The 25,860-nt window shown below is 71.4% G+C and carries 23 protein-coding genes; 10 read left to right on the forward strand and 13 right to left on the reverse strand.

The window, feature by feature from the left end:
- The first annotated feature begins 344 nt into the window (after nucleotides 1–344).
- The 3 genes from pta to pyk all read left to right on the forward strand — a co-directional run bounded on the left by pta (nucleotide 345) and on the right by pyk (nucleotide 5,198).
- Nucleotides 345–2,468 carry a phosphate acetyltransferase gene (pta, locus tag BU197_RS20465; RefSeq protein WP_188269728.1) on the forward strand — a complete coding sequence of 708 codons (2,124 nt, stop codon included), beginning with the start codon at nucleotides 345–347 and terminating at the stop codon, nucleotides 2,466–2,468.
- The gene (locus BU197_RS20470; RefSeq protein ID WP_188269729.1) at nucleotides 2,465–3,676 is read left to right on the forward strand and encodes an acetate kinase; all 1,212 of its coding nucleotides are present in this window, start codon (nucleotides 2,465–2,467) and stop codon (nucleotides 3,674–3,676) included. The genes pta and BU197_RS20470 overlap by 4 nt, the downstream gene beginning before the upstream one ends.
- Before the next feature lie 94 nt (nucleotides 3,677–3,770).
- Nucleotides 3,771–5,198: a pyruvate kinase gene (pyk, locus tag BU197_RS20475; RefSeq protein WP_188269730.1), complete on the forward strand. Its 1,428-nt coding sequence runs from the start codon at nucleotides 3,771–3,773 to the stop codon at nucleotides 5,196–5,198.
- A gap of 205 nt (nucleotides 5,199–5,403) precedes the next feature.
- On the opposite strand, the gene BU197_RS20480 is transcribed toward pyk, so the two are convergent.
- The 4 genes from BU197_RS20480 to BU197_RS20495 all read right to left on the reverse strand — a co-directional run bounded on the left by BU197_RS20480 (nucleotide 5,404) and on the right by BU197_RS20495 (nucleotide 9,601).
- The gene (locus BU197_RS20480; RefSeq protein ID WP_188269731.1) at nucleotides 5,404–6,735 is read right to left on the reverse strand and encodes a hypothetical protein; all 1,332 of its coding nucleotides are present in this window, start codon (nucleotides 6,733–6,735) and stop codon (nucleotides 5,404–5,406) included.
- A complete protein-coding gene (locus BU197_RS20485; RefSeq protein WP_188269732.1) occupies nucleotides 6,725–7,252 on the reverse strand; it encodes a DUF6114 domain-containing protein in 528 nt (175 codons plus the stop codon). The genes BU197_RS20480 and BU197_RS20485 overlap by 11 nt, the downstream gene beginning before the upstream one ends.
- A 102-nt stretch (nucleotides 7,253–7,354) precedes the next feature.
- A complete protein-coding gene (locus BU197_RS20490; protein ID WP_188269733.1) occupies nucleotides 7,355–8,044 on the reverse strand; it encodes a DUF6230 family protein in 690 nt (229 codons plus the stop codon).
- 588 nt (nucleotides 8,045–8,632) lie between these two features.
- Complete coding sequence (locus tag BU197_RS20495; protein ID WP_188269734.1) at nucleotides 8,633–9,601, reverse strand: tetratricopeptide repeat protein; 969 nt, start codon at nucleotides 9,599–9,601, stop codon at nucleotides 8,633–8,635.
- Nucleotides 9,602–9,900: 299 nt separating this feature from the next.
- Here BU197_RS20495 and BU197_RS20500 point away from each other — a divergent pair, with 299 nt between their 5' ends.
- Entirely contained in the window at nucleotides 9,901–10,569 is a 669-nt protein-coding gene (locus BU197_RS20500; RefSeq protein ID WP_188269735.1) for a TetR/AcrR family transcriptional regulator, read from the forward strand.
- Between the two features lie 272 nt (nucleotides 10,570–10,841).
- Here the strand turns inward: BU197_RS20500 and BU197_RS20505 are convergent, their stop codons facing one another.
- The 4 genes from BU197_RS20505 to BU197_RS20520 all read right to left on the reverse strand — a co-directional run bounded on the left by BU197_RS20505 (nucleotide 10,842) and on the right by BU197_RS20520 (nucleotide 15,201).
- Complete coding sequence (locus BU197_RS20505) at nucleotides 10,842–12,542, reverse strand: methylmalonyl-CoA mutase (RefSeq protein WP_188269736.1); 1,701 nt, start codon at nucleotides 12,540–12,542, stop codon at nucleotides 10,842–10,844.
- A gap of 83 nt (nucleotides 12,543–12,625) precedes the next feature.
- Entirely contained in the window at nucleotides 12,626–12,958 is a 333-nt protein-coding gene (locus BU197_RS20510; RefSeq protein WP_188269737.1) for a DUF3817 domain-containing protein, read from the reverse strand.
- 191 nt (nucleotides 12,959–13,149) lie between these two features.
- On the reverse strand, nucleotides 13,150–13,659 hold the full coding sequence (locus BU197_RS20515) for a MarR family winged helix-turn-helix transcriptional regulator (RefSeq protein WP_188269738.1): 510 nt from the start codon (nucleotides 13,657–13,659) through the stop codon (nucleotides 13,150–13,152).
- A 9-nt stretch (nucleotides 13,660–13,668) separates the two neighbouring features.
- On the reverse strand, nucleotides 13,669–15,201 hold the full coding sequence (locus tag BU197_RS20520) for an MFS transporter (RefSeq protein WP_411158508.1): 1,533 nt from the start codon (nucleotides 15,199–15,201) through the stop codon (nucleotides 13,669–13,671).
- A 67-nt stretch (nucleotides 15,202–15,268) separates the two neighbouring features.
- Between BU197_RS20520 and BU197_RS20525 the strand changes: the two genes are divergently transcribed.
- Together BU197_RS20525 and BU197_RS20530 are read left to right on the forward strand one after the other, a co-directional pair.
- Nucleotides 15,269–16,261 carry an ArsR/SmtB family transcription factor gene (locus BU197_RS20525; protein WP_188269739.1) on the forward strand — a complete coding sequence of 331 codons (993 nt, stop codon included), beginning with the start codon at nucleotides 15,269–15,271 and terminating at the stop codon, nucleotides 16,259–16,261.
- A gap of 78 nt (nucleotides 16,262–16,339) precedes the next feature.
- On the forward strand, nucleotides 16,340–17,356 hold the full coding sequence (locus BU197_RS20530) for a glycoside hydrolase family 6 protein (protein WP_188269740.1): 1,017 nt from the start codon (nucleotides 16,340–16,342) through the stop codon (nucleotides 17,354–17,356).
- Nucleotides 17,357–17,381: 25 nt separating this feature from the next.
- Here the strand turns inward: BU197_RS20530 and BU197_RS20535 are convergent, their stop codons facing one another.
- The 4 genes from BU197_RS20535 to BU197_RS20550 form a co-directional block, all read right to left on the reverse strand.
- Nucleotides 17,382–19,343: a kelch motif-containing protein gene (locus tag BU197_RS20535; RefSeq protein ID WP_188269741.1), complete on the reverse strand. Its 1,962-nt coding sequence runs from the start codon at nucleotides 19,341–19,343 to the stop codon at nucleotides 17,382–17,384.
- A gap of 3 nt (nucleotides 19,344–19,346) precedes the next feature.
- Complete coding sequence (locus BU197_RS20540) at nucleotides 19,347–21,194, reverse strand: glycosyltransferase family 2 protein (RefSeq protein ID WP_188269742.1); 1,848 nt, start codon at nucleotides 21,192–21,194, stop codon at nucleotides 19,347–19,349.
- A 220-nt stretch (nucleotides 21,195–21,414) separates the two neighbouring features.
- Nucleotides 21,415–21,708, reverse strand: a complete 294-nt coding sequence (locus BU197_RS20545; protein WP_188269743.1) for an MTH1187 family thiamine-binding protein — start codon at nucleotides 21,706–21,708, stop codon at nucleotides 21,415–21,417.
- Nucleotides 21,705–22,067, reverse strand: a complete 363-nt coding sequence (locus BU197_RS20550) for a DUF3817 domain-containing protein (protein ID WP_188269744.1) — start codon at nucleotides 22,065–22,067, stop codon at nucleotides 21,705–21,707. The genes BU197_RS20545 and BU197_RS20550 overlap by 4 nt, the downstream gene beginning before the upstream one ends.
- Before the next feature lie 121 nt (nucleotides 22,068–22,188).
- Between BU197_RS20550 and BU197_RS20555 the strand changes: the two genes are divergently transcribed.
- The 4 genes from BU197_RS20555 (at nucleotide 22,189) to BU197_RS20570 (ending at nucleotide 24,816) form a co-directional block, all read left to right on the forward strand.
- Complete coding sequence (locus tag BU197_RS20555) at nucleotides 22,189–22,827, forward strand: AIM24 family protein (RefSeq protein WP_188269745.1); 639 nt, start codon at nucleotides 22,189–22,191, stop codon at nucleotides 22,825–22,827.
- Nucleotides 22,827–23,477 (forward strand): AIM24 family protein, encoded by a 651-nt coding sequence (locus BU197_RS20560; protein WP_188269746.1) that lies wholly within the window; start codon nucleotides 22,827–22,829, stop codon nucleotides 23,475–23,477. Before BU197_RS20555 ends, BU197_RS20560 begins: the two co-directional genes overlap by 1 nt.
- The gene (locus BU197_RS20565; RefSeq protein ID WP_188269747.1) at nucleotides 23,474–24,256 is read left to right on the forward strand and encodes an AIM24 family protein; all 783 of its coding nucleotides are present in this window, start codon (nucleotides 23,474–23,476) and stop codon (nucleotides 24,254–24,256) included. Before BU197_RS20560 ends, BU197_RS20565 begins: the two co-directional genes overlap by 4 nt.
- A gap of 83 nt (nucleotides 24,257–24,339) precedes the next feature.
- Nucleotides 24,340–24,816, forward strand: a complete 477-nt coding sequence (locus BU197_RS20570; protein WP_188269748.1) for a MarR family winged helix-turn-helix transcriptional regulator — start codon at nucleotides 24,340–24,342, stop codon at nucleotides 24,814–24,816.
- 74 nt (nucleotides 24,817–24,890) lie between these two features.
- Here BU197_RS20570 and meaB read toward each other — a convergent pair whose 3' ends face one another.
- Nucleotides 24,891–25,847: a methylmalonyl Co-A mutase-associated GTPase MeaB gene (meaB, locus tag BU197_RS20575; protein ID WP_188269749.1), complete on the reverse strand. Its 957-nt coding sequence runs from the start codon at nucleotides 25,845–25,847 to the stop codon at nucleotides 24,891–24,893.
- Between the last annotated feature and the right edge of the window lie 13 nt (nucleotides 25,848–25,860).

Raw genomic sequence — 25,860 nt, forward strand, 5'->3', positions numbered from 1 at the left:
CGGTCGCGTTCCGTTGTGAGCTACCACGATTCTCACACGACGCTCCGGAGGGCCGCGCTCGCCGTTGCTCCGCGCGGGCCGGGCACCCCCTTCGCGAGGGCCTTTCGGCCCGGTCTCCAGGGCCGTTCGTCCGGCGGGCGACTTGACCATTGGTGGGGGTACTGTCAAGGGGGTAATGCCGCCCTAACGGGGCTTTCTGAGCACAGTCGGTTGACGGCACGGCGGGACGGACGACGGACCCGCCGGGCCGAGGACCGGCGCACGGACCCCGAGCGTGCCCCGAGGCCCGCTCGCTCCGGGCTCCGGGCCCCGGTTCCCCGCAGGACTGGACAGGAGACCACGGCGTGACGCGCAGCGTGTACGTGACCGGGACCGACCGCGGTGACGGCCGCCAGGTCGTCGAGCTGGGAGTCATGGAACTCCTCACCCGTCAGGTGGACCGGGTGGGTGTGTTCCGGCCACTGGTGCACGACGGTCCCGACCGGCTCTTCGACCTGCTGCGCGCCCGCTACCGGCTCTCGCAGGACGCCTCCACCGTCTACGGCATGGACTACCACGAGGCCGCCGACCTCCAGGCCGAGCAGGGCACCGACGAACTGGTCTCCCGGCTCGTCGACCGCTTCCACGCGGTGGCCCGCGACTACGAGGTCGTCCTCGTCCTCGGCACCGACTTCGCCGCCACCCAGCTCCCCGACGAGCTGGCGCTCAACGCGCGGCTCGCCAACGAGTTCGGCGCCTCCGTCATCCCCGTCGTCGGCGGCAAGGGCCAGCCCGCCGAGTCCGTACGGGCCGAGGCGCGCAACGCCTTCCGGGCGTACGACGGACTCGGCTGCGACGTCCTCGCGCTGATCGTCAACCGGGTGGCCCCCGAGGACCGCGAGGTGATCCAGGAGCGGCTGGCCGCCCGGCTCCCGGTGCCCTGCTACGCCCTGCCGGACGATCCGACGCTCGCCGCGCCCACCGTCGCCCAGATCACCCACGCGCTCGGTGCCACCGTGGTCCTCGGCGACGAGGCGGGACTCGCCAGGGACGCCCTCGACTTCGTCTTCGGCGGCGCCATGCTGCCGAACTTCCTCCACGCGCTGACCCCGGGCTGTCTCGTCGTCACCCCCGGGGACCGGGCCGACCTGGTCGTCGGGGCGCTGGCCGCGCACTCGGCCGGCACCCCGCCGATCGCCGGGGTGCTGCTCACCCTGGACGAGCGGCCCGGCGAGGAGGTCCTGACCCTGGCGGCGCGGCTCGCGCCCGGCACGCCGGTGATCTCCGTCCCGGGCAACAGCTTCCCGACGGCGGGTGAACTCTTCGCCCTGGAGGGCCGGATGAACGCGGCCACCCCGCGCAAGGCGGAGACCGCGCTCGGCCTGTTCGAACGGCATGTGGACACGGCCGACCTGCTCAAGCGGGTCTCGGTGGCCCGCGGCAGCCGGGTCACCCCGATGATGTTCGAGCACGAGCTGATCGAGCAGGCGCGCGCCGACCGGCGCCGGGTGGTCCTGCCGGAGGGCACCGAGGAGCGGGTGCTGCGCGCGGCGGATGTGCTGATGCGCCGTGACGTCTGCGACCTGACGCTCCTCGGCGAGGTGGAGACCATCCGCAAGAAGGCCGCCGACCTCGGCGTATCGCTCGGGGACGCGGAGCTGATCGACCCGCAGACCTCGGAGCTGCGCGACCGGTTCGCGGAGAAGTACGCGGCGCTGCGGGCCCACAAGGGCGTGACGGTGGAGCTGGCGTACGACGTGGTGGCGGACGTCAACTACTTCGGCACCCTGATGGTGGAGGAGGGGCTCGCGGACGGCATGGTCTCCGGTTCGGTGCACTCCACGGCGGCGACGATCCGCCCCGCCTTCGAGATCATCAAGACCAAGCCCGGGGGGACCGCCCCGGGCGAAGCCTCCGGGGGAGCGTCCATCGTCTCCTCGGTCTTCTTCATGTGCCTCGCCGACAAGGTCCTGGTGTACGGCGACTGCGCGGTGAACCCGGACCCGGACGCCGAGCAGCTCGCGGACATCGCCGTCCAGTCGGCGGCCACCGCCGCCCGCTTCGGCGTCGATCCGAGGATCGCGATGCTCTCGTACTCCACCGGCACCTCGGGCTCCGGCGCCGACGTGGACAAGGTCAGGGAGGCGACCAAGCTGGTCCGGCAGAGCCGCCCGGAGCTGCGGATCGAGGGGCCCATCCAGTACGACGCGGCCGTCGAGCCCTCGGTGGCGGCGACGAAGCTGCCGGACTCGGAGGTGGCGGGCCAGGCGACCGTGCTGATCTTCCCCGACCTCAACACCGGCAACAACACCTACAAGGCCGTCCAGCGTTCGGCCGGCGCCGTGGCCGTCGGCCCGGTCCTCCAGGGGCTCCGCAAGCCCGTCAACGACCTCTCGCGCGGCGCGCTGGTCAGCGACATCGTCAACACGGTCGCCATCACGGCGATCCAGTCCCAGACCCCCGCGCAGGGTGAGGAGCCTTCCGCATGACGACCCCCACCCGCGTCCTGGTCCTGAACTCCGGCTCGTCGTCGGTGAAGTACCAGCTGCTCGACATGAACGACGGCCACCGGCTCGCCCAGGGCCTGGTGGAGCGCATCGGCGAGGAGACCTCGCGGCTCGTGCACACCCCGCTCCAGGGCGGCGGGAAGCGCGAGCGGACCGGGCCGATCGCCGACCACGCCGCCGCCCTGAAGGCGGTCGCGGAGGAGCTGGCGGCGGACGGGCTCGGCATGGACTCCCCGGAACTGGCCGCGATCGGGCACCGGGTGGTGCACGGCGGGCTGCGGTTCACGGAGCCTACGGTGATCGACGACGCCGTCCTGGCGGAGATCGAGCGGCTCGTCCCGGTGGCGCCGCTGCACAACCCGGCGAACCTCACCGGCATCCGTACGGCGATGGCGCTCCGTCCCGACCTGCCGCAGATCGCGGTCTTCGACACCGCGTTCCACTCGACGATGCCGGAGGCGGCGGCGCGGTACGCGATCGACGTGGAGACCGCCGACGCGCACCGCATCCGCCGGTACGGCTTCCACGGCACCTCGCACGCCTATGTGTCGCGCGAGGCGGCGCGGCTGCTGGGCAAGGAGCCGTCCGAGGTGAACATGATCGTGCTGCACCTGGGCAACGGCGCCTCCGCGTCGGCGGTGCGCGGCGGCCGGTGCGTGGACACCTCGATGGGTCTGACGCCGCTCGAAGGTCTGGTCATGGGCACCCGCTCGGGTGACATCGACCCGGCGGTCACCTTCCATCTGAAGCGGGTGGCGGGCATGTCGGCGGACGAGATCGACGTCCTGCTCAACAAGAAGTCCGGGCTCGTGGGGCTCTGCGGCGACAACGACATGCGGGAGATCCACCGCAGGATCGAGGAGGGCGACGAGCGGGCGGCGCTGGCCTTCGACATCTACGTGCACCGGCTGAAAAAGTACATCGGCGCCTACTACGCGGTGCTCGGCCGGGTGGACGCGGTGGTGTTCACGGCGGGGGTCGGCGAGAACGCGGCGCCGGTCCGGGCGGCGGCCCTCGCGGGTCTGGAGGGGCTGGGGATCGAGGTGGACGCGGACCTCAACGCGGTGCGTTCCGGGGAGGCGCGGCTGATATCGCCCGAGAAGGCGCGGGTGGCGGTCGCGGTGGTGCCGACGGACGAGGAACTGGAGATCGCCCGTCAGACTTTCGCGCTCGTCCGAAAGACAGTGTGATCGAACGAGTGATCGCTTGAGCGGGCCCACGCCCATTTGTACTTTCCGCCAGCCGGAATATTCCGCAGTGAAACAAACCGATAGGATCCGCCTTATGCGCCGTTCCAAAATCGTCTGCACGCTGGGCCCCGCCGTCGACTCGTATGAGCAGCTGAAGGCTCTCATCGAGGCCGGCATGAACGTGGCCCGATTCAACTTCAGCCACGGCTCCCAGGCGGAACACCAGGAGCGGTACGACCGCGTCCGGCAGGTCTCCGCGGACACCGGCCGCGCGGTCGGCGTCCTCGCCGACCTCCAGGGCCCCAAGATCCGCCTGGAGACCTTCGCCGAGGGCCCCGTCGAGCTGGTGCGCGGTGACGAGTTCACCATCACCACCGAGGACGTCCCCGGCGACAAGTCCATCTGCGGCACCACGTACAAGGGCCTGCCCGGCGACGTCTCCAAGGGCGACCAGGTCCTCATCAACGACGGCAACGTCGAGCTGCGTGTCGTCGAGGTCACCGGCCCCCGGGTCCGGACCATCGTCGTCGAGGGCGGTGTCATCTCCGACCACAAGGGCATCAACCTGCCCGGCGCGGCGGTGAACGTCCCGGCCCTCTCCGAGAAGGACGTCGAGGACCTCCGCTTCGCCCTCCGGATGGGCTGCGACATGGTCGCGCTCTCCTTCGTCCGCGACGCGAACGACGTCAAGGACGTGCACAAGGTGATGGACGAGGAGGGCCGCCGGGTCCCCGTCATCGCCAAGGTCGAGAAGCCGCAGGCCGTCGAGAACATGGAGGCCGTCGTCGCGGCCTTCGACGCGGTCATGGTGGCGCGCGGCGACCTCGCCGTCGAGTACCCGCTGGAGCGGGTGCCCATGGTGCAGAAGCGCCTCGTCGAGCTGTGCCGCCGCAACGCCAAGCCGGTCATCGTCGCCACCCAGATGATGGAGTCGATGATCACCAACTCGCGGCCGACCCGCGCCGAGGCCAGCGACGTCGCCAACGCGATCCTGGACGGTGCCGACGCGGTCATGCTGTCGGCCGAGTCCTCGGTCGGCGCGTACCCGGTCGAGACGGTGAAGACGATGTCGAAGATCGTCACCGCCGCCGAGGACGAGCTGCTCTCCAAGGGCCTCCAGCCCCTGGTGCCGGGCAAGAAGCCGCGCACCCAGGGCGGTTCCGTCGCCCGTGCCGCCTGCGAGATCGCCGACTTCCTCGACGGCAAGGCGCTGATCGCCTTCACCAAGTCCGGCGACACCGCCCGCCGCCTCTCGCGCTACCGCGCGAAGCAGCCGATCCTCGCCTTCACCACGGACGAGAACACCCGCAACCAGCTCACCCTGAGCTGGGGCGTCGAGTCCTTCGTCGTCCCGCACGTGGACAACACGGACGCGATGGTCGACCTCGTCGACGCCGAGCTGCTCAAGCTCCAGCGCTACAACGAGGGCGACACCATGATCATCACGGCCGGTTCGCCCCCCGGCGTCCCCGGCACCACCAACATGGTCCGCGTCCACCACCTGGGCGGCGAGCGCGGCTGACCCGCCGCTCCCCCGCCCCGGGACGCACGACGGAGCCCCCGCCCTCTCCGGGCGGGGGCTCCGTCGTACGCGCCCGGCACGGCGGTACGGGGATACGGGGATACGGGGATACGCGGCCGTACGGGGAACGCGGCCGTACGGGCGTCGGGTCACGCGGTGGTACGGGGGCACTCGGTCGTACGGGGGTCACGCGGTCGTACGGGGGTCAGCTCGGCTCGATCGTGTTGCGCAGGCCCGGGACCCGGAGGGTGCCGCCGAACTGGCCCGCCTGCTTCAGCTTCACGTCGGTGAAGAAGACCTCGGGGAGGTTCAGCGGCGGCGGGGACTCGGGGCCGAAGGTGACCGGGATGAGCCCGATCAGATTGCCCTTCAGCTCCTCGGTGTACATGGTCACCGTGGAGCCGGTGATGGTCGACTCCTTGCCCTTGTCCGAACGGACGTGGGTGGTCAGGCCCTTGGAGTGCTCCGTCAGCTGGTGCAGGTCCTTGATCCGCACCGCGCTCGCGGTGAACTTCAGGACCTTCTTGATCCTGCCGCCGCCGGTCTTCACCTCGACGATGCCGTGGTACTTGAGCCCGCTCAGGGTGAGCCGCGTGCTCTCAAGGCGCCACGGCTCGTCGGGCAGCAGCGGGATGCCCGGCTCGACCTCGGCCGCCGCGAGGGCGGCGGCGTCCCGCTCGGGGCACGGGAAGCGCGGCTTGGCGCCGTCGGGTATGGACTCGTCCTTCCTGGCGTCCAGCCCCTTGGCGTCCTCCGGCAGCTCCTGGACCTCCACCCCGGCTTCCTCGGCCGCCTTCTCGATCGCCGCCTTCGTCTTCCCGGCCTCGGGGTCGGGATCGGCGGTCGCCTCCGGAGCCCCGGACGTGGTGGTCGCGGGCGGTGCGGTGGCCGACGGCGGCGCCTCGTCGGGGGTGGCGGGCCGGGCGGCGGGGGCCGTCGCGGACGCCGTGGGCGTGGGTGCGGACGCCGTGGGTGCGGCCGCGGTCGTGGCCGTCGGCTTGGGGGCGAGGCCGTCGAAGAAGTCCTTCAGGGCCTCGCCGAGACCCAGCGGGTCGAGCGGGTTTCCCGAGGCCGTCGGGGTGGGCGTGACCGTCGGCGCCGAGGGCACGGTCGGTGCGACCGTCGTCCCGGCGGTGGCCTTCGCCCCCTCCCCCGTCTGCCGTACGGGTGCCTGGCCGGTCTCCGTCGCGGTCGGCGCCGGGGTCCCGGTGGAGGCCGGGGCGAGGGTGGTGGGGGCGGCGGTGGGCGTGGCCGTCGCGGGCGTCGAGGGCTTGCCGGTGGGCGCGGGGGTCTCCTCCTCGGTCACCGGCTCGTCGGAGCGGGTGACACAGGGGCCGGGCGCGTAGGGGAAGTCCTTGTCGTCGGCGAGGGCGAGCCGGGGCGTGAGGCCCATGCCCACGAAGACGGCGGTCGGCATGGCGGCGAGTGCCATCGCCTTGCCCGCCGGGCCCTGGATCCTGTTCAGCAGCGACTTGCGGGGGGCCGCGTGGCGCGGTCCGTCCTTCGCGAGCCCCGGCTGGGTCTCGTCATGCCGCACTGTTCCTCCCGCCGTCGGCGTCGATCGTCGTCTCGGTCGCGTGGTACTCCGTCCCGTACTGCTCGGGGACGGTCCCGGCGGATTCCTCCGGGTCCTCGTCGTACGGGGGGCCGAGGGCGTCCTCGACCGGTGGCGCGGGCGCCCAGGCGATGGACATGCCACCGCCGACGAGGGCGAACAGGAACCCGACGACGAGCCCGCCGAAGTTGGACACCGGGATGGAGACGAGTCCCAGGATGATCGTCGCGACGCCCGCGAAGACGCGGACGATGGGCTGGAACCACATCGTCAGGCCGAGCGTGACGAGCAGGACGCCGATGATCAGGGCGCCCGCTCCCGCGGTGGTCTTCATGGCGAGGGTGATGTTGCCGAGTCGCATGTCCCCGTACGGGAGATAGGCGATCGGCAGGCCGCCGATCACGGTGAACAGTCCCGCCCAGAAGGGCCGGGTCTGCCGCCAGACAGTGAACCGGTTCTGCCTGGGGACTTCGCGGGAGGCGGGGGTCTCGGCGCTCATGGAAAAGCTCCCTGGAAGCTGTGGTGCGGGGAGAGGGGGGTTCGGCCGGTGTCCGGTGGGGGTGCGGACCGCGTGGGCGGTCCGCACCCCCACCGCACGGGGTCAGTCCTTGAAGCACTCCGCCGAAGTGCCCCGGTGCAGGGACAGGTTGAGGTCGGGGAGCTTGAAGGTGCCGGCGGTGGTCGCCCACGCCTTCTGGCGGACGTTCGTCAGGGTGGCCGTCTCGGCGCGCTGCGAGAAGCCGAAGGGGTTGGCCTTCGTGTTGGGCTGGATGCCCGGCTTGCCGTCGACCTTCTTGCCGTTGAACGTGTCGAGCTGACCGGCGGCGACGCCGATGTCGATCTTCTTGAACTCGGCGTCGGCCTTCAGCGAGGAGACATCGAGGTAGATGCCCTCCGCGTAGACCTTGTCCTCGTCCTTGCCGGTCTTGACCGCGTCGGTACCGGCCTCCAGGCGGAGGGTGATGTCCATGTTGATGATCGGAATCTTCGGCGTCACGACCGACTGGCACATCTTGGTGATCTTGGCGGTGGAAAAGCCGGAGACCGCCACCGGGACATCGAGCGGATTGCCCGCGAGGTCACTGCCCGAGTCCACACTGCCGTACTGGACGAAGTCCGTACCTTCGAGACTGTCAGCCGTGACCTTGAACTCCTGGCCGGAGATGGCGAACGACGCGGCGAGCGCGCCCTGCGCCAGACCGACGCCGATCGCGGCCGTCGCGGCCACGCTCGGCACCATGACGACGGCGAAACGCTTCCATCTGGTCCCGCCACGAACCTGGGACTGCATGAGAATTCCTCCTTCTCGGACGTACATCTCCGGAAGGGCCGGGGGCCCGTCCCGGGATGGGAGAAGAGCTACGTCCTCGGGAAGAAGAGCACCGGGGCGTCGGTCGGCGCGTACGCGTCCCGACCACCGGCGATCACCCCCGAGCGACAACCACGGGCCGCGCGTCGGAGCACGGCCTGACCGGACAGGCCCCGTTCACACGAACGGGAACCCCCCTGTCCGCGACCGGCGCCGGAGCGCCGGTCCGCCCGGTGGGGAAACCTCCCCACGTCCCGGTTGGTTGCCGGGGGGATGCGGTTCGGACCGAGCGTCGCCGATCGTGGTCCATTCCGCGGTCCCGCACAAGGGGGGTCGTTACTGGCTAGTAACGGGTGGATAACCACGCCATGGCGGGAGGGGATCGATCGGGCACACAGGGTGGGCCCGCGCACCCGGGAATATCAGCAGAACGCCGAATGAACCAGGACAGAACGCCGGGTTCGATTTACTGCAAGTAACAGCGGCCGCGATTACCAAGTTTTGGTAAAGCGCGGCCGCCTTTTGTCACCCTCCTGCCAAATCGTCAGACGATCCGACTCACGGAAGGAATCAGAACAGCACCCTGGCGAGGGCCTGACGGGCCGCCGTGACCCGGGGGTCGTCGGCGCCGATCACCTCGAAGAGCTTCAGCAGGCGCAGCCGGACCGCGTCCCGGTCCTCGCCCGCCGTCCGGCGCACGGTCTCCACCAGGCGCCCGAACGCGTCCTGCACATGACCGCCCGCCAGATCGAGGTCGGCGGCGGCGAGCTGCGCGTCCACATCGGCGGGCGCGTCCGCCGCCGCCTTGCGGACGGCGGCCGGGTCCATGCCGCTCACCCGGGTGAGCAGTTCGGCCTGCGCGAGACCGAGCGCCGCCTCCGGGTGGGCCGGGTCGTCGGCGAGCACATTGCGGTACGCCTGCACGGCACCGGCCAGATCGCCCGCGTCGAGCGCGGACATGGCCGCCTCCAGGAGGGCGTCGTACGGACCGGCATGGTGCGCCGGGGCGGCCCCGCCTGCCTCGGCGTCCGGGTCCACGACGATGCCGGTGAGGCCGAAGCGCTCCTCGCCGATCTGGATCAACTGGTCGAGGGTCTCGCGGATCTGGGCCTCGGGCACCGCACCCTGGAAGAGCGGCAGTGCCTGACCGGCGACCACCGCGAAAACGGCCGGAATTCCCTGGATGCCGAACTGCTGCATCAGCATCTGGTTGGCGTCGACATCGATCTTCGCGAGCAGGAAGCGGCCGTTGTACTCGGCGGCGAGCCGCTCCAGGAGGGGGCCGAGCTGCTTGCAGGGCTCGCACCACTCGGCCCAGAAGTCGAGGACGACCGGGACCTCGGCGGAGCGCTGGAGCACCTCGCTCTCGAAGCCCGCCTCGTCGACGTCGATCACCAGGGCGGACGGGGACACGGCGGCGGGACCACCCTGCCGGGCGGCTTCGGCCCGCGCCTGCTCCGCCTTCGCCTTGGCCTCTCCGGCCGCCTTCACCGCGGCGAGGTCGACGACGCCGCTCATGGACATGTTTCGGGGCTGCATGGGTACATCCTCCCCCTTCCGCGTGCGTTACCGGTAAGCCATGGCCGAACCGTGCCGCCCCCACGCCTCCCGCCGGTGTGCGAGACGCGGGGACGACACGGTTCCTCGTCTTCGGTTTCGCACCGGGTCCCCACCCGGTGCCATGGTTGTCGCTGGGGCCGCTCAAGCCTTTCGCTACGGGTCGTAGCGTAACTGCCGGGGCCGAGCGGGCGGGAGGGCGCGTCCTCGATCCGCCCGGTGAACTGCCTCACACGCCGGGCCTCTGGCGCCGAACCTACCGGCGGGTATGGTCGGTCTCCATGTCGTCCCTGCCACCCCCTCCGCCCGGCTCCCCCGAGGGGTTCCCCGCCGGGCCCAAGAGCCTGCGCCCCGGCCGTCCGCGCTCCGCCGAGGCCGATACGGCCATCCTGGAGGCGACCCGCGCGGTCCTGGTCGAACTGGGCTGGTCCAAGCTGACGATGGGTGATGTCGCCGGGCGCGCGGGCGTCGCCAAGACCACGCTCTACCGCCGCTGGGCGAACAAGAACGAGCTGGTGGTGGACGCCGTCGCGGTCCTCTTCGACGAGCTGGAGCTGCCCGATCTGGGCTCCCTCCAGGCCGACATCGAGCATGTGGTGCTCCAGTTCGCGACCCTTCTCGAACGCCCCGAGACCAAGACGGCCCTGATGGCGGTGGTGGCCGAGTCGACCCGTGACGAGCCGCTGCGCGAGCGCATCCGGGACTCCATCGTCGACCGGCAGAAACGGCTGGTGCTCGCGGGGCGGGCGCGGGCGCAGCGGCGCGGCGAGCTTCCCGGGGAGCATCTGCTGGGCACGGTCGCCGCGCTCGACGATCTGATCTTCGACGTGGTGGCCGGGGCGGTGGTGCACCGGGCGCTGGTGAGCGCGGAGCCGGTGGACCGGCCCTGGGCCACCCGGCTCACCGCCCTGCTGCTCGGCGGGCTCGGTGCGGCGGCGGCGCACGGCTGACCCGGGACCGCCGGGCGGCGGCGGAGGCGCCCGGCCCACGGCGGGGCGCCTGGCCGACGGCGGAATGCGTCACGTCGTACGGACGAAGGGCCGGAACCGGTCGTACGAAAGGTCGGCGGCGGACGTACGAAGGGGCGGTACGGGAGCGTTCCCGTACCGCCCCTTCGTCCATGGGGGGAGAAGCCCGGGGTCCAGTGGGGTGGAAGCCGTCGGGCCGGGGTCTTCCGGGCGGGCCCGGCCCGACGGGAGGGGTCGGGCGGGCCCTGGGCGGGTCAGAAGCCCGGCGGCTCCGTGTAGGTGCCCCACTCGTCGCGCAGCGCGTCGCAGATCTCGCCGAGGGTGGCTTCGGCGCGGACGGCGTCGAGCATCGGGGCGATCATGTTCGAGCCGTCCCGGGCGGCGGTCAGCATGGCGTCGAGCGAGGCGCGGACCTTGGCGTCGTCACGGCGTCCCTTGCGCTCGCCGAGGACGCGGACCTGCTCCCACTCCACCTCGTGGCTGACCCGCAGGATCTCCAGGTCGCCGGTGACGGAGCCGTGGTGGACGTTGACGCCGACGACCCGCTTCTCGTCCTTCTCCAGGGCCTGCTGGTAGCGGAAGGCGGATTCGGCGATCTCGCCGGTGAACCAGCCGTCCTCGATGCCGCGCAGGATGCCGGAGGTGATCGGGCCGATCGGGTGCCTGCCGTCCGGGTGGGCCCGGCGACCGCGCTCCTTGATCTGGTCGAAGATCTTCTCGGCGTCGGCCTCGATGCGGTCGGTGAGCTGCTCGACGTACCAGGAGCCGCCCAGCGGGTCGGCGACGTTGGCGACGCCGGTCTCCTCCATCAGGACCTGCTGGGTGCGCAGCGCGATCTCGGCGGCCTGCTCGCTGGGGAGCGCGAGGGTCTCGTCGAGGGCGTTGGTGTGGAGGGAGTTGGTGCCGCCGAGGACGGCGGAGAGGGCTTCGACGGCGGTGCGGACGACGTTGTTGTACGGCTGCTGGGCGGTGAGGGAGACACCGGCGGTCTGGGTGTGGAAGCGCAGCCACTGGGCCTTGTCGGTCTTCGCCCCGTAGACCTCCTTCATCCAGCGGGCCCAGATGCGGCGGGCGGCACGGAACTTGGCGATCTCCTCGAAGAAGTCGAGGTGGGCGTCGAAGAAGAAGGAGAGGCCGGGGGCGAAGACGTCCACGTCCAGGCCTCGGCTGAGGCCCAGCTCGACGTAGCCGAAGCCGTCGGCGAGGGTGTACGCCAGCTCCTGCGCGGCCGTGGCCCCGGCCTCGCGGATGTGGTAGCCGGAGACGGAGAGCGGCTTGTACGCGGGGATGTTCTTCGCGCAGTGCTCCATGAGGTCGCCGATGAGACGCAGATGGGGCTCGGGCTCGAAGAGCCATTCCTTCTGCGCGATGTACTCCTTGAAGATGTCGGTCTGGAGCGTGCCGTTGAGGACGGCGGGGTCGACGCCCTGGCGTTCGGCGGCGACCAGGTACATGCAGAAGGCGGGGACGGCGGGGCCGGAGATCGTCATCGAGGTGGTGACGTCGCCGAGCGGGATGTCCTTGAAGAGGGCCTCCATGTCGGCGGCGGAGTCGATGGCGACACCGCAGTGGCCGACCTCGCCGAGGGAGCGGGGGTCGTCGGAGTCGCGGCCCATGAGGGTGGGCATGTCGAAGGCGACGGAGAGGCCGCCGCCGCCCGCGGCCAGGATCATCTTGTAGCGCTCGTTGGTCTGCTCGGCGTTGCCGAAGCCGGCGAACTGGCGGATGGTCCAGGTCCGGCCCCGGTAGCCGGTCGGGTGGAGTCCCCGGGTGAAGGGGTACTCGCCCGGCCAGCCGATGCGTTCGAACCCCTCGTAGGCGTCGCCGGGCCGGGGCCCGTAGACGGGCTCGACGGCGTCGCCGGAGAGCGTGGTGAAGTCGGCGTCCCGCTTGCGGGCCTTGTCGTAACGGGCCTGCCAGCGACGGCGGCCTTCCTCGATGGCGTCAGCGTCCATGCTTCGAATTTACTAGGACGTCCTAGTAAATGTCGATGACAAACCTCCGCACAGATGTACGGAGGTGTCGCGCGGGGGCGGTGTCAGGCCTTGACCGGCTCCGGGCTCGCGCCCTGGACCAGCGGAAGCGTCTCGCGGACGATCTTGCGCTCGACGAAGAAGGCGGCGAAGGGAATGGTCCCGGAGAGCAGCACCCAGAGCAGCTTCCCGAACGGCCACTTGGCCTTGGAGCCCAGGTCGAAGGCGAAGATCAGATAGATGATGTAGAGGACGCCGTGGAGCTGGGAGACCGCGAGGGTCAGGTCCTCGCCGGTGTCGAAGCCGTACTTGGCGACCATGCAGCCGCAGAGCACGAGCAGCATGACGGCAGTCACGTACGCCATGACGCGGTAGCGGGTCAGCACGCTGGATTTCATGCCGTCGAGCGTAACCGCACGTTCCGGGCGATCTTCCGCCGGGGCGGGCCGTCACGGCGTGGCGGGGCGCGGCGGGGCCGGACCCGTCACGGCGGGGCGGGGGCGGGCCGGGGAGCGGCGTCACCCTCCGTCGGGACGCGACGCCGGCGCGTGGCGGTACGGCTCGTCCTCCGCTCCGCCGAGGCGGCGCCCTACCGCTCCTCGAAGTCCTCCGCCGCGACCCGCAGGGGCCGGAGCATCGCGAAGATCTCGGCGCACTCCTCGGCGTCGTAGGCGCCGAGTCCGAACTCCATGCCCATCAGGTCCCGGGTGGCCGACTCGACCACCTCGCGGCCCTTCTCCGTGATGGTCGCCAGGGTGCCCCGGCCGTCGTTCGGGTTGGGGCGCTTGGCGACCAGACCGGACCTCACGAGGCGGTCCACCGTGTTGGTCACCGAGGTGGGGTGGACCATCAGCCGCTCGCCGATCTTGGACATCGGCAGCTCGCCCTGCTTGGAGAAGGTGAGCAGCACCAGCGCCTCGTACCGCGCGAAGGTCAGTTCGTACGGCTTGACGACGGCGTCGACCTCGGCGAGGAGGATCTGATGGGCCCGCATGATCGAGGTGATCGCGGCCATCGAGGGGACCGGACCCCAGCGCTTCTGCCAGAGCTCGTCGGCGCGGGCGATGGGATCGAAGGGGAGACTGAGCGGCTTCGGCACGCGTCGACCTTACCCACTGGTCATATGCCGGTCAGCTCCGTCTCGTCTTTCGGTCGCCCACAGCTCGAAGGCGGCACCGAGGAGACACAGCGTGCCGAGGACTCCGGTGCCCGCGACCACCGTGTGCACGGGCGCGAACTCGGCCGCGAGGCCCGCTCCCGCCATGCCCAGACCCTGGACGGTCATCATGCCCGCCGTCATCAGGGTCATGGCCCTCCCCCGCCACTCCTCGGGGACGGCGGCGACGAACCAGGCGTCGAGACCGAGGGTGTACGCGCCGGTGGCGCCCGCCAGGAACAGGGCGAGGGCGGCGAGCGCGACGCCGGGCCGCACCGCGTACAGGAGATAGGGCAGGACCCCGACGACGGCGAGCGGCAGCACGACGCGGGAGCGGGCCGCCGCGCTCAGGAAGGACCCGGCGAACAGTTCGCCCGCGATGGTGCCGACCGGCAGCGCGCACATCAGGAGGCCGAGGGCGGCGGTGGAGACGCCGATCTCGTCCGCGTACGGGGCGGCGAGCGCCTCCGGTACGACGGCGAAGAGCGGCGGCACCCAGAACATCAGCATCAGGGCGCGCGTCCTGCGGTCGCCCAGGACCGCCCGGGTCCCGGCGAGCCCGCCGAGGGCCGGTTTCCCGGCGGCGCGGGCGGGGCGGCGGGCGGTGCCGAGGCGCAGCAGCAGGGCGGAGAGGAGGAAGGTGGCGGCAGTGACGACGAGGGCGCCGCGCGGCGGGACGACGGTGAGGAGCACGCCACCGGCGGCGAAGCCGGTGAGGAGGGCGCTCTGCGACACGATCCGCAGCAGGGAACGGCCGAGGACGAAGAGGTCGCCCTCGCCGAGGATGTCGGCGAGGGTCGCCATCCGGGTGCCGTTGAAGACGGGCGAGACGAGGGCGATGGCGCAGCGCAGGGCGAGCAGGACGGCGACGGGGGTGGCGGGCACGGTCATCACGGCCACGCAGCCGGCGCAGACGAGGTCGCAGACGACGAGGATCCGGCGGGGCGGCAGCCGGTCGGTGAGCCCGGCGAGCAGGGTGCCGCCGACGAGGTAGGGCAGGAACCCGAGGGCGAAGGTGAGGGAGGAGAGCAGCGGGGAGCGGGTGAGGTCGTAGACGAGCACGGTGAGCGCCAGCTCGCTGACGACGACCCCGAGCAGCGAGCAGAGATGCGCCACGAAGACGAACCGGAACTCCCGCACCCGGAAGACGGCCCGGTAGCCGGGACTCGCGGAGCCCTCGCCGGACACGGGGGGCACGGGGGCGACGCCGGATACCGGGACCGCGCCGGACGCGGAGCCCTCGCCGGACGCGGGGGAAGCGGGCGGCGGGGTGGCGGGTCCGGGCCGCGCGGGGCCCGAGGGCACGGGCACGGGCACGGGCTGCCGACGCTCGGCGGCGTCGGTGGCGGCGGGCGCGAGGGGTGCGGGACTCGCAGGCCCCGGACCTGCGGGTTCCGGGTGCGCAGGCCCCGGGTGCGCAGGCCCGGCAGGCGTGTTCCGGTGGTGGTGTCCGGCAGGTGGGTTCCGGGGTGTGGTGTTCGGCATGCGGGCAGCCTGGAGGGTGGCGGGCGGTGGGCCTAGACTTTCGGGTCCAGGCGAATCTTGGGGAGCCATGCCGTACCACCTGCGTTTCGGTGAGACCGACCCGTTGCGCATCCGGTTCGCGCTCTCGCCGCTCTGGGAGACGCACTCCGCCGTGCGGGTGCTGGCCCGGCCCCGGCAGCAGGGCTATCACCTGCCGTGGCTGCGGCGGATCGCGGCGGCGGCGCGGGGGCTCGATCTGGCGCCGCTGCATCTGCTGATGCCTTCGCAGGGGCACAGCCCGGACTTCCTCTATCCGCCGCCGATCGGGCCCACCGCCGTCTTCGAGGACGAGATCGCCGCCGTACGGGCGACCGATCCGGCCCTGGTCGGGGACGACTTCGCGCGGGCGCTCGCCGGGACGCCGGGGGCGGCGGAGAGCGCGGAGGGGCGGCGGCTGCTGGCCGATCCCGCGGGGGCGGTGGACCGGCTCGCGGATCTACTGACGGCGGCGTGGGAGGCGCTGGTGGCGCCGGAGTGGCCCCGGCTGCGGGCGCTGCTGGAAGCGGACGTGGCGTACCACTCGCGGCGGCTCGCGGAGGGCGGTCTCGAACGGCTGCTGGACGAGCTGCATCCGTCGTTCGACTGGCTGGCGGAGACGGCCACGCTGCGGATCGCGTACCGGGGCGAGCACGTACGGCCGCTGGAGGGGCAGGGTCTCGTCCTGATGCCGTCCGTGTTCACCTGGCCGGACGTGGTGAGCGGTTTCGATCCGCCGTGGCAGCCGACGGTGGCGTATCCGGCGCGCGGGATCGGCGGGCTGTGGACGGAGCCCCGGGACCGCACGCCGGAGGCGCTGGGGCGGCTGCTCGGTCCGGTGCGGGCGGATGTGCTGTGCGCGCTGACGGAGCCGATGGGGACGACGGCGCTCGCGCATCTGCTCGACCGGGCGCCCTCCACGGTCTCCGCGCATCTGGCGGTCCTGCGGGACGCGGGCCTGCTGACCTCCCGGCGCTACGGCCACCAGGTGCTGTACGAGCGGACCCCGTTGGGCATCGCGGTGTCGCAGCCCGGCACCGACTGACCGATATGTCACGATAGCCCGGCTCGTCCCGTCGTCGTACGCGGCGCCGGGCCCGCCGAACCCGACCCTGGGGGCCGGATGTCCCGCCGTACCGTCACCGCCGTCGCCCTGGCCCTCGGCTCCGTGCTGTTCCTGACCGGCTGTGGTTCCGACGGGCCGCCGAAGGGCCCGGCGGGTCCGCCGTCCGCGTACGGCGAGGCGGCGGCTCCCGCGAGCGGCTCGCCGTTCTGGGTGGACCCGGAGAGCGACGCGGCCCGGCAGGTGCGCCGGTACGAGGAGCAGGGCAGGGCCGAGGACGCCCGGATCCTGCGGCGGATCGCGGACCGGCCGGTCGCCGAGTGGCCCGCCGCCGAGAATCCGGTGCCGGAGATCACCCGGGCGGTGCGGGGCGCGGCGGGGCAGGGCCGTACCGCCGTCTTCGTGGCGTACGACATCCCGCACCGGGACTGCGGGAAGTACTCGGCGGGCGGGGCGCACGACGCGCGGGCGTACCAGGGGTGGATCGACTCCTTCGCGACGGCGCTCGGGGAGTCCCCGGCGATCGTGGTCCTGGAGCCGGACGCGGTGCCGCACATGGTGGACGGCTGCACTCCGGCGGAGTACCACGACGAGCGGTACGCGATGCTCGCCGGGGCGATCGAGCGGCTGAAGCGGCAGCCGCGCACCCGGGTCTATCTGGACGCGGGCAACCCGGCGTGGATCGACGACCCGGGGAAGCTGGTGGAGCCGCTGCGGCGGGCGGGGGTGGCCCGTGCGGACGGCTTCGCCCTGAACGTCTCCAACTTCCAGACGAACGACGTGGTGCGCGGTTTCGGGGCGACGCTCTCGGGGCTGCTCGGCGGCACCCACTTCACGGTGGACACCAGCAGGAACGGCGACGGCCCCCTCCCGGGCGACCGGGAGGAGGCCTGGTGCAATCCGCCGGGCCGGGCCCTGGGCGTACCGCCGACGGACCGGACCGGGCACGCACTGATCGACGCGTATCTGTGGGTCAAGCGCCCCGGCGACTCGGACGGGCAGTGCCGGGGCGGCCCTTCGGCGGGGACCTGGTGGCCTGAGTACGCCTTGGGGCTCGCGCGCCGGGCGAAGTCCTAGGCCGTGCCTTTCGGATCAGGCCGGGTCAGCGCACCTGGACCCATGTCGCCTCGGAGGAGACGCCGTCGGCGTCGGTGACGAAGAGCATGTACCAGCCGGGCGGTACGAGGGTGCGGTCGTCGGGGACGTCGACGGTGACCGTGAGGCCGTCCCGGCTCTTCAGGAGGCCCAGTTCGATGGAGCGCTGTTCGACGTCGGTGGTGTGGGTGACGGCGCTGGGGCGCATCAGACGGGCCTTGGCGATGCGACCGGCGTCCTTGGTCTTGAAGGTGGCGCGGCCGTTCCGGTCGAGTTCCCCGGGGCCTTCGCCGAGGGCGGGCCGGTCGGTGCCGGCCCGGTGCAGGGACGGCGGGGTGAAGACCTCGACGCGCTGTTCGAAGGTGCCGAGCCTGGTGTTGTCCTTGTCGGCGTAGAGGGGGTCGGAGCCGAAGGTGGCGACCCGTCCGTCGGGCAGCAGCAGCGCCTCGGAGTGGTAGTTCCGGCCGACGGTGGGTTCGGCCGCCTCGGTGAAGGCGTTGGTCCTGGGGTCGTAGAACTGGGCCTTGAGGATGTCGCTGCCGCCGCGCCCCCGGTAGTCCTCGGATCCGCCGCTGGTGAAGACGGTGTCGTCGGGCATGAGGACGCTGCTGAGGTAGCGGGTGCCCTGCGGGAGGGAGGGGCCGTCGGTGAAGACGGGGCTGTCCTTGGAGACGTCGACGATGGAGGTACGGGCGGTGGACTTGTCCGATTCGCCGACTCCGCCGCCGCCGAGGACCATCACCTTCTGGTTCTGGGCGGGCGGGAGCAGCAGGGAGGCGGAGGTCTCCAGCTGGTCGGGGTCGGAGAGTCCGCCGAGTTTGGTGAAGGTGTTCTTCTCCAGGTCCCACAGGCCCGGTTCCCGGCCCTTCTCGGCGGGGCCGTATCCGGCGTTGGAGCCGGTGTAGAGGAGTTTGCCGCCCTTGGTGAGGAAGAGGGAGGGGTAGGTGGGGAAGTAGCGGAAGGGGCCCTTGGACCACTTCTTCGTCCCGGGGTCGTAGATCTCGTTGTCCCCGGGGACGACGTCGCCGACGTCGTTGAGCCCGGAGACGGCGAGGACCCGGCCGTCGTCGAGTCCGACGAGGGTGGGGTACCAGCGGGCGTCCTTCATGGGGGCGACGGGGACGTACTTCTCGGCCTTGGGGTCGAACTCGTAGGCCGCCTTGATGCCCTGGAAGTCCTGTTTCTCCGTGGTGAGCTTCTGGGCGATGCCGTAGACGTTGTCGGCGTCCTCGCCCTTGAGGCCGACGACCTCGTACTGGGCCGCCTCGGTGGTGAGGGCCCCCGGGCCCGCCGCGCGGGCTTCGACGAAGACCCGTGCCTCGGCCGCGGTGACCTTGGTCTTCCAGGGTTTCATCTGGCCGCTCTCGAAGTACGAGATCTCGAACTCGCGTTTGGCCTTGGGGACGGTGACGTCGGTCGTGGAGACGTACTCGACGCCGGACGGGGAACGGAAGACGGTGCCCTTCCTGAGGGTGACGGGCGCGTCGGGGTTCTCGTTCTTGACCCGCATGCCGCCGCCGGCCTTCTTGACCTCGCCGTCGAGGACCTCGTAGCGGGCGGTGCCTCCGGCGACGAGGAGCCGTCCGTCGGGGAGCTGGGCGTGGCCGGAACAGAAGAAGTCCACGGGGGTGGGGATCTTCTTGAACGTGTTCTTCACCGGGTCCCACAGGAGGGTCTCGAAGGTTCCGGCGTCGAAGTTCTTCTGGTTGTTGCCGGAGCCCGCGATGAGCAGGACCTTGCCGGTGTGGAGCAGGGCCGCGTGGATGGCGTTGACCCGGAGCCCGGCGGGGACGCGGACCTCGGCCCAGGAGCCGTAGCGGCGCTGGTAGTCGGGCTGGGCGATCTTGTAGGCGTGGTACTTCTCCTCGGCGAAGGAGACGGCGGCGGGTGCGTTGAGCGCCGCGAGGACGAGCACCGCGCAGGTGCCGAGCAGGGTCTTCCTGAACTGCCTGGACGGCCGGTAGGCCATGGCTCAGTTCCCTCCGGTCGTCGTGGGGGCGGGGGTGCTGGGGGCGGGGGCGGTGGCCGTGCGGACCTCGATCCCCTCGCGGGTGTCGACGGCCCCCCGGGTGCGCGCCCGGACCCGGACGGGGATACGGACCCGGGCCGGGACCCGGAGCCGTACGCCGGGCCCGAAGCGGGGGACGCGCCGGTCCCCGCGCACGGCGAGGGCCCACAGGGTGACGGGGGCGAGCGAGACCGCGAGGGCGAGGACCGCCCAGGTGCGCATGGCCGCGTGGGTGTGCCCGAGCACGAAGGACGCGACGAGCGAGGCGAGCAGGACGGCGGCCCAGAAGAGGTGGATGCGGAAGGTGAGGAGCCGGTCGGGGCTGGCCTCGCCGCCCTTGGGGGTGACGACGAAGCGGCCCCGGGTGCGGAGCACCGCCGAGCCGAGGGAGCGGAGGTAGACGGGGGCGCAGAGCGCGGACATCGCCATGCCGGCGAGTCCGCCGGATCCCTCGGGCTCGTGGGGCGAGACGTTGTGCCGCCGGTTCCAGAGGTAGAGGCCGATCTGGAGGGCGACGGCGTCGCTGTAGATCATCAGCCAGACGGAGGTGGAGACCTGGGTGCCGGAGGCGCCGAACCAGAGGTGGAGGACGCAGCTGAGGACGCCGAGGAGCCAGTTGACGGCCGTCATCGGGTAGTAGACGAGCATCAGGGTGTAGTTGAGGAGGCGGCCCGGCGGGGTCCTGAAGGGGGCCTTCCAGTACTGCTTGAAGAGCGTCTCGTAGGTGCCCCGGGACCAGCGGAGCTGCTGGGTGAAGAAGTCGGTCCAGGAGGCGGGTCCCTCGCCGACGGCGAGGACGTCGGGGGTGTAGACGGAGCGCCAGAAGTGCCCGGTGCGCGGGTTCTTCGTGCGGTGCAGTTCGAAGCCGGTGGCCATGTCCTCGGTGATGGAGTCGTAGAGACCGCCGATGCCCTTGAGGGCGCGGACGCGGACGACGTTGTTGGTGCCGACGAACATGGGCGCGTGGTAGCGGTTGCCCGCCCGCTGGATGAGGGCGTGGAAGAGGAACTGCTGGGACTCGGCCGCCTTGGTGACGAGTCCGGTGTAGTTGCCGTAGACCTGCGGTCCGACGACGAACGCGATGTCGGGGTCGCGGAAGTAGCCGAGCGTGCGCACCAGGAAGTCGGGGTGCGGGACGTGGTCGGTGTCGACGGAGGCGAAGTAGTCGTAGGAGTCGCCGTGCAGGGCGAGCCAGGCGTTGTAGTTGCCGTGCTTGGTGCGCGCCTTGTGGGGGCCCTTGGCCCTGTTCCACTCGGGGACCCCGGCGCGGGTGAAGTGGCGGACGCCCAGCTCGGCGCAGAGCGCCTTGGCCTCGGCGCTGTCGCCCTCGTCGAGGAGCCAGACGTCGAGGTGTCCTTCGTGGCGGAGCCGGGTGGCGCCCTCCAGGGTGCCCCGGACCATGGTGAGGGGTTCCTTGCCCGGCACGTAGGTGGTGAGGAAGGCGACCCGGCTGCCGGGCTCGGGGTGGACGGGGACCGGGTCGGTGGCGACGAGGGTGGCGTGGGCGATCGAGGTGACGTTCACCAGCATGAAGAGGCAGATGAGTCCGATCGACACGAGCATCACGGTGTCGAGGTGCACGAGCCAGGGTTCGCCGCCCTCGCGGACGGTCCAGTGGCTGGGCCAGACGAGGTAGGCCAGGAGCAGCGCCGAGAGGACCGGTGCGAGGCCCATGAGGAGGACGGCCCTTATTCGGCGCGGTTCCCTCGCGAGCAGACTTCGGTACCGCACGCGGTAGGCCGTCGGGTGCGGGTCCGTGAGGGGACCGGCGATCCGGCTGTGGGTGTCGTAGTCGTAGGCTCCGGGCCGCACGGTGCCTCCAGCGCTTGTCGAACGGGCCGATAACCCAACAAAAAGGGCAAATCATCGGCGTGTCGACTGGAGTCGTCCGAGTGGGCGGTACTCACACCCGCGAGCGCTCCGGCGCGGGCGGCCGGGGGCTCACCCGCCCGGCGGACACGACGAAGCCCCCGACCTGGAAGGGGTGTTCCGGGCGGGGGCTTCGGGAGGACCGAGGGGCCGTCAGGCGCTGTCAGGCACCGAGGTGCCGTTCGACCGTCTCGACCTTGGCGGTGAGGCCGTCGGTCACGCCCGGCCGGATGTCCGCCTTGATGATCACGGAGACGCGCGGGGCGCGTGCCTCGACGGCGGCGACGGCGCGCTTCACGACGTCCATCACCTCGTCCCACTCGCCCTCGATCGAGGTGAACATGGCGTCGGTGCGGTTCGGCAGCCCCGACTCGCGGACCACCCGTACGGCGTCGGCGACGTACTCGCCGACCTCCTCCCCCACGCCCAGCGGGGTCACCGAGAACGCGACGATCATGCCTTCACCTCGCCCTGGGCGGACTGGGCGGCCTGGGCCCGCGCGCGGGAGGCGACGACGGCGTCCTGGGCCTCGCGCTTCAGCCTGCGCTCGGCGTAGAAGCCGCCCAGCGGCAGCACCGAGAGGACGAAGTACAGCGCGCCGGTGCCGAAGCTCCACTTGGCGCGGTTCCAGGCGTCCAGCCAGAAGAGCACGTACAGGACGAAGAGGATGCCGTGGATCGCGCCCATGACCGGCACCGCGTTGAAGTCCGTCGTCCGCTTGAGCACCGAGCAGAGCAGCAGGAGCAGAAACGAGACGGCCTCGGGGGCGGAGACGAGCCGGAGCCGGTGGAGAGAGGAAGCGGTCTTGATGTCCACGGAGGGTGTCACCTTCGTTCGATCTTCTGAACGCGATCTTGTGAACGGATGCACAAGGGCCCGTCCATTGTGCACGGCGACTTTGCTGTTCCTTTAGCCGGGTCCCCAGTACCTTCTGCGCGTGGCGACCTTCCGACTCCAGGGCAGCAGGATCCTCGCGGTCTCGATGACCGGCGACTCCGTCAAGGCCAAAAACGGCTCCATGGTCGCGTACGACGGCCGGATGACGTTCAAGAAGACGACCGGCGGCGGCGAGGGGCTGCGGGGCATGGTGACCCGCAGACTCACCGGCGAGCAGATGGAGGTGATGGAGGTGCGCGGCGAGGGGACCTGCTGGTTCGCCGACCGGGCCGCCGAGATCAGCCTGGTCTCGCTGCACGGCGAGAAACTCTGGGTGGAGGCGAGCAATCTGCTCTGTACGGACGCGGGGCTGCGCACCGGCACCACCTTCACCGGGCTGCGCGGCGGGGCCGGCGGGAACGGCCTGTTCACCACGACCGTGGAGGGCACGGGGCAGGCGGCACTCCTGTCCGACGGCCCGGCGGTCGTGCTGCGGGTGACCCCGCAGTATCCGCTCCAGGTGGACCCGGGGGCGTATCTCGCGCACCAGGGCGATCTTCAGCGCCACCTCCAGGCCGGGGTGACGTTCCGCACCCTGATCGGCGAGGGCGGCGGCGAGGCCTTCCAGATCCGCTTCGAGGGGACCGGCCTCGTGTACGTACAGCCGAGCGAGCGGAACACGATCGGGGGCGAACTCTGATGCCGTTCCGCGAGGTCAACTCCAAGATGATCGAGGCGACGGTACGACCGGGCCAACGGCTGTTCAGCCAGCGTGGCGCGATGCTCGCGTACCGCGGGGACGTCGCTTTCACGCCGAACCTGACCGGCGGCCAGGGCGGGGTGATGTCGATGATCGGCCGCCGGGTGGCCGGTGAGTCCACCCCGCTGATGAGCGTCGAGGGCGACGGCACGGTGATGTTCGGACACGGCGGCCACCACGTCCAGGTGATCGAACTGTCCGGCGACACCCTCCACGTGGAGGCCGACCGGCTGCTGGCCTTCGACGGCACCCTGGAGCAGGGCACGATGTTCATGGGCTCGCAGGGCGGGGTCATGGGCCTGGTCCGGGGCCAGGTCACCGGCCAGGGCCTCTTCACCACCACCCTGAAGGGGCACGGCTCGGTGGCGGTGATGGCGCACGGCGGGGTGATCGAACTGCCGATCGCGCCGGGCCGCCCGGTCCATGTCGACCCCCAGGCGTACGTGGCCCACCACGGGGACGTACGGAACAAGCTGTCCACCGCGCTGGGCTGGCGCGACATGGTGGGGCGCGGCTCCGGCGAGGCCTTCCAGCTGGAGCTGAGCGGCAGCGGCGCGGTCTACGTACAGGCGTCGGAGGAGAAGCTGTGAACGGCCCGGTGATCTTCGATCCGACGACCCTGCCGACGGACGACAACGTGAACGCGTACACCTTCTGCGTGGAGCTGAAGGGCGCGCCCTGGTTCCTCCAGAGGGGCAAGATGATCGCCTACTACGGGCGGATCGAGTTCCAGGGCATTGGGCACGGGCGGCTCGACCGGCTGGTGCGGACGGCGTTCCACTCGCCGCTGCACGCGAGCGACTGGGTGGTGGCCGAGGGCAGCGGGAAGATGCTGCTCGCGGACCGGGCGTTCGACGTGAACTCGTACGACCTGGACGAGGGCAATCTGACGATCCGGTCGGGCAATCTGCTCGCGTACCAGCCGACGCTGGCGCTGAAGCAGTCGATCGTGCCGGGGTTCGTGACGCTCCTCGGCACGGGGAAGTTCGTGGCGGCGTCGAACGGGCCGGTGGTCTTCATGGAGCCGCCGCTGCGGGTGGACCCCCAGGCGCTCGTGGGGTGGGCGGACTGTCCTTCGCCCTGCCACCATTACGACCACGGCTATCTGACGGGCGTCCTCGGCGGCGTCCGGGCGATGACCGGCATCGGCGGAAGCTCGGGAGAGGAGCACCAGTTCGAGTTCATGGGGGCGGGCACGGTGCTGCTCCAGTCGACGGAGCTGCTGATGGCGGAGCGTTCGATCGGCGCACCGCCGGACCAACCGGGCGTTCCGGGAGGCCAGGGGTCGCATTCCGGCCAGAGCGCGCCCGGTTCCACACCGCGCCTTCCCGGCCAGCTGGGAGACCTCCAACGTCGCTTCGGGCTGTGAGCGGTACTCTGCGGAGTGTGACGCCCGCACACGGACGCTCCTCAGTTTCGTCAAGAATTCAACTTCTTAGGTAGAATCCACACATGGAGACCGAGACCGCCACCCCGTGGCTCACCGACGCCGAGCAGTGTGCGTGGCGCACCTTCCTGGATGTCCAGAGGATGCTGACGTACCAGCTGGAGCGGGACCTCCAGCCCTTCGGCCTGACGATGAACGACTACGAGATCCTCGTGAACCTCTCGGAGTCCGAGGAGCGGCGCCTGCGCATGAGCGATCTGGCCGCCGCCACCCTCCAGTCGAAGAGCCGGCTCTCGCACCAGATCACGCGGATGGAGAACGCCGGACTCGTCCGGCGCGAGAACTGCGAGTCCGACCGGCGCGGGCTCTACGCCGTCCTCACCGACGCGGGCATGGAGACCATGCACAAGGTCGCCCCGCACCACGTCGAGTCGGTGCGCAAGCACTTCATCGACCAGATCGGCACCGAGGCGCTGAGCGAGCTGCACACCTCGCTCAAGCCCGTGGCGGAGCAGCTGCGCGGCCGACGCGGCAAGCCGTAGCCCGCGCCTTTACGACGTGAAGGGCCTCCCCGGACGACCGGGGAGGCCCTTCACGCGCTCCGGGCGGCCCGGGGCTAGGCGCTCGTCAGACTCGCGACCAGTTCGTCCGAGGCCGCGTACGGGTCGAGTTCGCCCGCCACGATCCGCTCGGCCAGCGCGTCGAGGCGCCGGTCGCCGCTCAGATCGCCGATCCGCTCGCGCAGGGCCGTGACCGCGATGGTCTCCAGCTCGTGCGCCGCACGGGCCCGGCGGCGCTCCGCGAGCACCCCGTGCTCCTCCATCCACGCGCGGTGCTTCTCCAGCGCCTCCACGACCTCGTCGACGCCTTCGCCGCGCGCCGCCACCGTCTTGACGATCGGCGGCCGCCAGTCGCCGGGCGCCCGCGCCTCGCCGAGCCCCAGCATGTGGTTCAGCTCGCGCGCGGTGGCGTCCGCGCCGTCCCGGTCGGCCTTGTTCACCACGTACACGTCGCCGATCTCCAGGATGCCCGCCTTCGCGGCCTGGATGCCGTCGCCCATGCCCGGCGCGAGGAGGACGACGGAGGTGTCGGCCTGGGAGGCGATCTCCACCTCCGACTGCCCGACCCCGACCGTCTCCACCAGGATCACCTCGCAGCCGGCCGCGTCCAGGACGCGGATGGCCTGCGGAGCCGCCCAGGCGAGCCCGCCCAGATGCCCCCGGGTCGCCATCGACCGGATGTAGACGCCCGGGTCGGAGGCGTGCTCCGACATCCGGACCCGGTCGCCGAGCAGGGCTCCCCCGCTGAACGGCGACGACGGGTCGACGGCGAGCACGCCGACCCGCTTCCCCGCCCGGCGGTACGCGGAGACCAGCGCCGACGTCGACGTCGACTTGCCGACCCCGGGCGAGCCCGTCAGACCCACCACGTACGCGCCGCCGGTCAGCGGGGCCAGCGCCGCCATCACCTCGCGCAGCTGCGGGGACGCCCCCTCCACCAGGGAGATGAGCCGGGCCACGGCCCGCGGCCTGCCCTCGCGTGCCCGCGCGACGAGTTCGGGGACATCCACCATCTGCGCTGCTCCT

The organism is Streptomyces sp. CBMA291 (assembly GCF_014596525.1).
GTDB lineage: Bacteria > Actinomycetota > Actinomycetes > Streptomycetales > Streptomycetaceae > Streptomyces.